The sequence below is a fragment of the Bacillus sp. JJ1764 genome, assembly GCF_036962145.1.
Lineage (GTDB): Bacteria > Bacillota > Bacilli > Bacillales > Cytobacillaceae > Neobacillus.
On the sequence record NZ_JBALNY010000078.1, the window covers coordinates 19,335 to 25,048 of the forward strand.

Consider the following 5,714-nt stretch of genomic DNA (forward strand, 5'->3'; position numbering starts at 1 on the left):
TCTTCGTGCCTTCCGCTCCTATCAACAGGGTTCTTTTACTTTACTTATGAACCGATCATGTATAACGATAGTTTTTGTTTATTTTGATAATGGTCCTTTGCATGAATAACGATCTCTGATGAAGCAAAAGCAGATTCTTTTGGATGAAATCGTTTTGAGTTTTCTTTCATTAGCTGTATCTGTTCTGGATGGCAGAGTAAATAAGATAACTCTTTGATTAAATCATTGTGTGTTTCAGCTTGAACCGCAACACCCGAACCTACTAAAAATTTTGCATTATCCTGTTCTTGACCAGGTATTGGCTTATACAGAATCATGGGCAATTCCATCGCAATCGCTTCAAATGTGGTGACTCCACCAGGCTTTGTAATCATTAGGTCAGAAATAGCCATTAATTCATGTACATAATCTATATAACCCATAATGTAAAAATGATGTTGTGAACCTTTTGTTTTTTCCAACATTTGCGTACGAAGTTTTTCATTATGCCCACAAACAACCATGATTTGAATCGGCCGTGATAATTGCTCAAATTCTTGAATATTGGAAATGCCATCACCAATCATTCCACACCCGCCGCCCATTATTAATACTGTAGGCAAATGTGGATCGATCCCATGTTTTTTATACAATTCCTCTTGGTGAAAGGCTTGAGAAAATTGCTGACGAATGGGAATCCCGGTGTGGGCAATCCGATGCTCCTCTACTCCTAATTGAATTAAGGAATCCTTGACAATCGTGGATCCCACAATGTATTGATCGGTATTAGGGTAAATCCAGCAGCTATGATCTGTATGATCCGTAATGATGGTGACGGTAGGAATATCAATGAATCCATATGTTTTTAGCTTCGACATAACAGCTGCGGCTAAAGGAAAAGTGCTGACTACAACTGATGGCTGCACCTCTTTCATTAATTTAAGCATTCGCCCGAGTCCTGAAGAGAAAATGGATTTCATAATAGTAGATAAAGTATTGGCTCGGCGAGTTTTTTGAAAAAGAAATCCATACAGCTGTGGGAATGTTTTCACGCCTTGTAGGTATAGGAACCGGCTGACTTGATTGGAATAAGGATGAACCCACTCCATAAAATCAAAAATCACAGATTCTAAATTCGAATATTGAAGCTGGATTGCTTCATGAAGAGCTTTTGCTACCTGAACGTGACCATCACCATAGTTACCGGTTAGAATTAAAACTTTTTCTCTATTTAATGCTTTCATGCAGGATCCTCTCCTTTTATACGTGACGGAATAATCTCTATTGATTCATGTATTTTTACGAATGAGCAGTCTTCAACAATAAGCGCTATAATGATGGTACAAAAAACTTCTTAAGGAAACATGCCGTTCTTTCTTAAGATTTTCTTAATAGTAAAAGCAGAACTTCAGAAAATCTTCAGAAATTCTATCGATTTTTCTTAAGAGGAATGGAGTAAAATTTAGGAGATAGAAAGGAGCGGTTTTCATGTCACAAGAAACGATTTTAATCATAGATGATGAAAAAGAAATCCGTGATCTTATTGGAATTTATCTTACAAATGAGGGATATAACGTATTAAAAGCGGCAGATGGCATAGAGGGGTTACAGTACTTGGAGAGTGAGACCGTTCATTTAGTCGTATTAGATATCATGATGCCGAGGCTCGATGGGATACAAGCTTGTATGAAAATTAGAGAAAGCAGAAATGTTCCTATTATTATGCTATCAGCAAAATCGCAGGATATGGATAAAATAATGGGACTTACGACCGGTGCAGATGATTATGTCACAAAGCCATTTCAGCCATTAGAATTGGTCGCAAGAATTAAGTCACAGCTACGTCGTTACCTTCGACTTAACCATTTGGATGGGAATCTTCAGTCAAGTGACAGCCAACAAATGGATGTTATTACGATTGATGAACTGATCATGAATGTTTCGACACATGCGGTTTCAGTTGAAGGGAAAGATGTAAAGCTTACACCTAGGGAGTTTGCCATTTTAGAACTATTAGCTCGGAATCCTGGGGTCGTGTTTAGCACAGAAAGAATTTATGAGCGAGTGTGGAATGAACCATTTTATGATTCTGAAAACACGGTAATGGTTCATATTCGAAATCTACGGGAGAAAATTGAAAATAACCCGCGGACGCCAAGGTATATCAAAACCGTTTGGGGGGTAGGGTATAAAATTGAACAATAAATATAGTAAAAAACTTGCCCAACTAGTGAAGAGCAGCATCCGTATTCAACTTTTTTTAGCGTTTATTATCTGTATCCTATTTTCATTGCTAGTTGCTTTTGTCTCAAGCCCTATTTTAGAATTTAAAGAACGAAAGCTTGATTATACAGAAGGAATAGTCACAATTGATGACAGTGCTCGCGAATTAGTAAAACAATTTCATCAAATGAACCTTGATATAAATGGACTTGTCAAAGAATTAGGAATTGAAGATCCTGAATTTAATAAAACATTTCTTAACCGGCGGCTACCAACCACAGTAGCTGCGAATGACAGGATAAAAGTTCCTGTTGATGAAAATTTAGCTTATCATTTAAGCAAGCAGGAATTAATCCAATTTTTACTAAATAAACAACAAAACAAGCTGGAAATCGTCGTCACAAATACAGACGGAAAAATTCTTTATAAATCAAAAGGCGTGACCAAAACAGAAGTCAATCTCAAGACAGAAATGGCAAATGCCAAAACGGTTTTTTTCGGAAAACAGCGTAATGAGCATCCGAAAATCACCAGATTGTATCCCATTACTTTAAATGGTGACAAAAACTATGTAATCGTTAGTGGTTATCCAAAAGCAACTGTGTTTTATGAAACGGAACCTGGTGTTACACCTTATCTACTAGGAACCCTCACATTTATTCTCTGTTTTTATTTCATTACCAAACGCAAAATGACAGAAATTGAGGAAATCGCATTAGGTTTAAAGGAAATAGCCAAAGGAAATTTACGGTATCGGATACGGGAAAAAAGTCAGGATGAATTGGGGTCTCTCGCAACAAATATCAACTACATGACGTCCGAATTACATGAAATGATTGAACGAGATCGCCAATCGGAAAAATTGAAGGATGAATTGATCACAAATGTCTCCCATGATTTGCGGACACCGTTAACCTCCATTATGGGATATTTAAGGCTTGTGAAGGACCGACAGTATAAAAACCAATCCCAATTAGATGAATATGTGGATATTGCCTATGGAAAATCAGAACAATTAAAAAAATTAATTGAAGATCTTTTTGATTTTACCCGCCTAAATTATGAAGGCGTACAGCTCAAAAAAGAAAGGGTAAGCTTAAACCAACTTCTAAGGCAGCTAATGGAGGAACTTGATCCCATTGCTCAAGATCACAATGTCAAGTTTATAAGTGAACTTCCGAAAGATCATATTCTGATGGAGGTTGACCCCAATCAAATGGTCCGAGCGTTAGAAAATGTATTAAGCAATGCGATAAAGTACAGCACCCCTCCAGGAAACATCTATGTAAAAATGATCAAAGAGGGTTCTAACGTGAAAATCTCCATTTCAAACCCCTGTGAAACTTTATCGGAAGATGAGGTTGCCAGATTATTTGATCGGTTCTATCGAGTAGATACTTCTCGCTCTTCCAATAAGTCCGGCGCTGGATTGGGATTAGCGATTACCAAAAGTATAATCGATTTGCATAATGGTTCAACATGTGTCTCCTATGATGATCAAGTCATTCAGTTTTCAATAGTTTTGCCGATTAACCCATGAGAGGACCGTCAAAAATGACGGTCCTTTCAGCGTTTCGTAACATGAAAATCTAAAACACGGTCGATTTGTAAAATGATATCAATTAATTCTTGATAATCATGGTAGATTTCTTCTTGGGCATGTGCTGTATTATTCCGTAATACCTCTAAATGTTTGAAGAATTCCCTGCACTTACTATTGCTTTCAAACCCTAACTGACTCATCAATTTCGGTGTTTTTCTGATAATCGTCCCCTTATCCCCTAGTTGAATGTTATCCAGTAACGATAATCCCTCATTTTTTTCCATTCGTTTATGCAGCATTTCAGTCGCTTTCACTAACCGTTCATCGGAAAGATGCTCTTTCCAACTATCATCCGGAAAGACATCTTTAATTAAAGAAATTAACAACATTTCTAAAAGTGAAATCAAACTGAACACCAACATCCGAATGGGTTGCTTATGAAGATCCGCAATGGTCACAATTTTACTAACCTTATTTTTTTCCAGAATAAATATATATTTTCTGTCTCTCAGTATTTCGAGCAATTCGATTAATGAGGTTGAATCTGATATGAGGTCCTCCGAATGAAACGGTCTGTAAAAATCATCAACCGTCCCTTCGAACAATTCGTCTCGTAAAATAAATCCGGCAATTTTCCCCTTGATCTCTACACCATACACATCAAAATCCCTTTGATGCATTTCATTTTTTATTAGTAAGGCTTGATTGTCTGGCCGGCATGTATAGAGATCTTCCGCTAGCAAATCAACATTTAAGTTTTTTTCGTAGATAACCTTTAACTTTTCATAGCCTTTTATGGTTTTAGAATTCATAGAAATCCTGTCCTTTTAGAAAATTAATATTTCACACTATTATAATGCTAATGATGTATATTGAATAGAGAATAGAGGAAGATAAAAATACTTACCATAGATTGGGAAATTAAGGGGAAAACAGATGAAGATTCGATTCGGCTACGTAGCAAATGCATTAGGATTATGGGATGCAAGTCCATCTAAGGCACTTACTTTTGCGAGATATTCAGCACTTCCCAAAAACGAACGAATGGAAAAACTAAAATCCATTACAGCACAAAACCTACAACATACAAAAAGAATTCTTTATTATAACATTGCACACGAAATCGAATTGTACCGGTTTTCCAGTTCACTTGTCCCCTTAGCGACTCATCCAGAAGTGATGTGGGACTTTATCTCCCCTTTTAAACAGGAATGGGAAGAGCTTGGTCAGCTGGTAAAAAAATTCAAACTTCGTGTTAGCTTCCACCCCAACCAATTCACCCTTTTTACTAGTCCGAGGGATGAAGTAACCACAAATGCTGTGACAGATATGGAATTTCATTATAAGATGCTGGAAGCGATGGATGCAATTGGATCGGCTTTAATAAATATTCATATTGGCGGAGCCTATGGCGACAAAGAAACCTCTTTAAACCGCTTCCATCAAAATATCAAAACTCTGCCGCTAGAAATTAAAAAGGTTATGACGTTGGAAAATGATGATAAGACCTATGATGTTCTAGAAACACTCGATACTTGTGAAAAGGAAAACATCCCCATGATCCTTGATTATCATCATTTTATGGCCAATAAGGGAGAAGTCGACCTTCCCCTTTATCTACAGCGCATTTTCGATACATGGAACTCGTTCCATCTCTCCCCTAAGGTACATATATCTTCTCCAAAATCAGAAGAGGCCTATCGTTCACATGCGGATTATGTAGACTTAGATTTTGTACTCCCCTTTCTAAAAATGGCAAAGGAGCTGAACCAGGACTTTGACATTATGATTGAAGCGAAACAAAAAAACTTGGCGATGCACAAGCTGGTTGAAGATATTGCTTCGTTAAGAGGGGTTAAACGAATTTCTGGGTCTTCGGTGGATTGGTGAATTTATTTAAGCCGATTTTAAAAAAAGAGGCTGGGACAAAACCCGCCTCTGTAAAAAAAAACCGGTGAAATTTTACGAC

The 5,714-nt window shown here is 37.2% G+C and carries 5 protein-coding genes; 3 read left to right on the forward strand and 2 right to left on the reverse strand.

The features are described 5' to 3' along the window. Positions 1-44: 44 nt before the first annotated feature. Complete coding sequence (locus V7083_RS12365) at positions 45-1,223, reverse strand: MGDG synthase family glycosyltransferase (protein WP_335478110.1); 1,179 nt, start codon at positions 1,221-1,223, stop codon at positions 45-47. A 244-nt stretch (positions 1,224-1,467) separates the two neighbouring features. On the opposite strand from V7083_RS12365, the gene V7083_RS12370 reads away from it, so the two are divergent. Both V7083_RS12370 and V7083_RS12375 read left to right on the forward strand, forming a co-directional pair. Further along, complete coding sequence (locus tag V7083_RS12370; RefSeq protein WP_335478112.1) at positions 1,468-2,184, forward strand: response regulator transcription factor; 717 nt, start codon at positions 1,468-1,470, stop codon at positions 2,182-2,184. Further along, on the forward strand, positions 2,174-3,742 hold the full coding sequence (locus tag V7083_RS12375) for a sensor histidine kinase (protein WP_335478114.1): 1,569 nt from the start codon (positions 2,174-2,176) through the stop codon (positions 3,740-3,742). The genes V7083_RS12370 and V7083_RS12375 overlap by 11 nt, the downstream gene beginning before the upstream one ends. Positions 3,743-3,768: 26 nt before the next feature. Here V7083_RS12375 and V7083_RS12380 read toward each other — a convergent pair whose 3' ends face one another. Then, entirely contained in the window at positions 3,769-4,557 is a 789-nt protein-coding gene (locus V7083_RS12380) for a hypothetical protein (RefSeq protein ID WP_335478116.1), read from the reverse strand. Between the two features lie 124 nt (positions 4,558-4,681). Between V7083_RS12380 and uvsE the strand changes: the two genes are divergently transcribed. Then, the gene (uvsE, locus tag V7083_RS12385; protein WP_335478118.1) at positions 4,682-5,635 is read left to right on the forward strand and encodes a UV DNA damage repair endonuclease UvsE; all 954 of its coding nucleotides are present in this window, start codon (positions 4,682-4,684) and stop codon (positions 5,633-5,635) included. Positions 5,636-5,714 lie beyond the last annotated feature (79 nt).

Coding starts and splice junctions, on each gene's coding strand:
- V7083_RS12370 (WP_335478112.1), top strand. CDS start 1,468: ATGTCACAAGAAACGATTTTAATCATAGATGATGAAAAAGAAATCCGT.
- uvsE (WP_335478118.1), top strand. CDS start 4,682: ATGAAGATTCGATTCGGCTACGTAGCAAATGCATTAGGATTATGGGAT.
- V7083_RS12365 (WP_335478110.1), bottom strand. CDS start 1,223: ATGAAAGCATTAAATAGAGAAAAAGTTTTAATTCTAACCGGTAACTAT.
- V7083_RS12380 (WP_335478116.1), bottom strand. CDS start 4,557: ATGAATTCTAAAACCATAAAAGGCTATGAAAAGTTAAAGGTTATCTAC.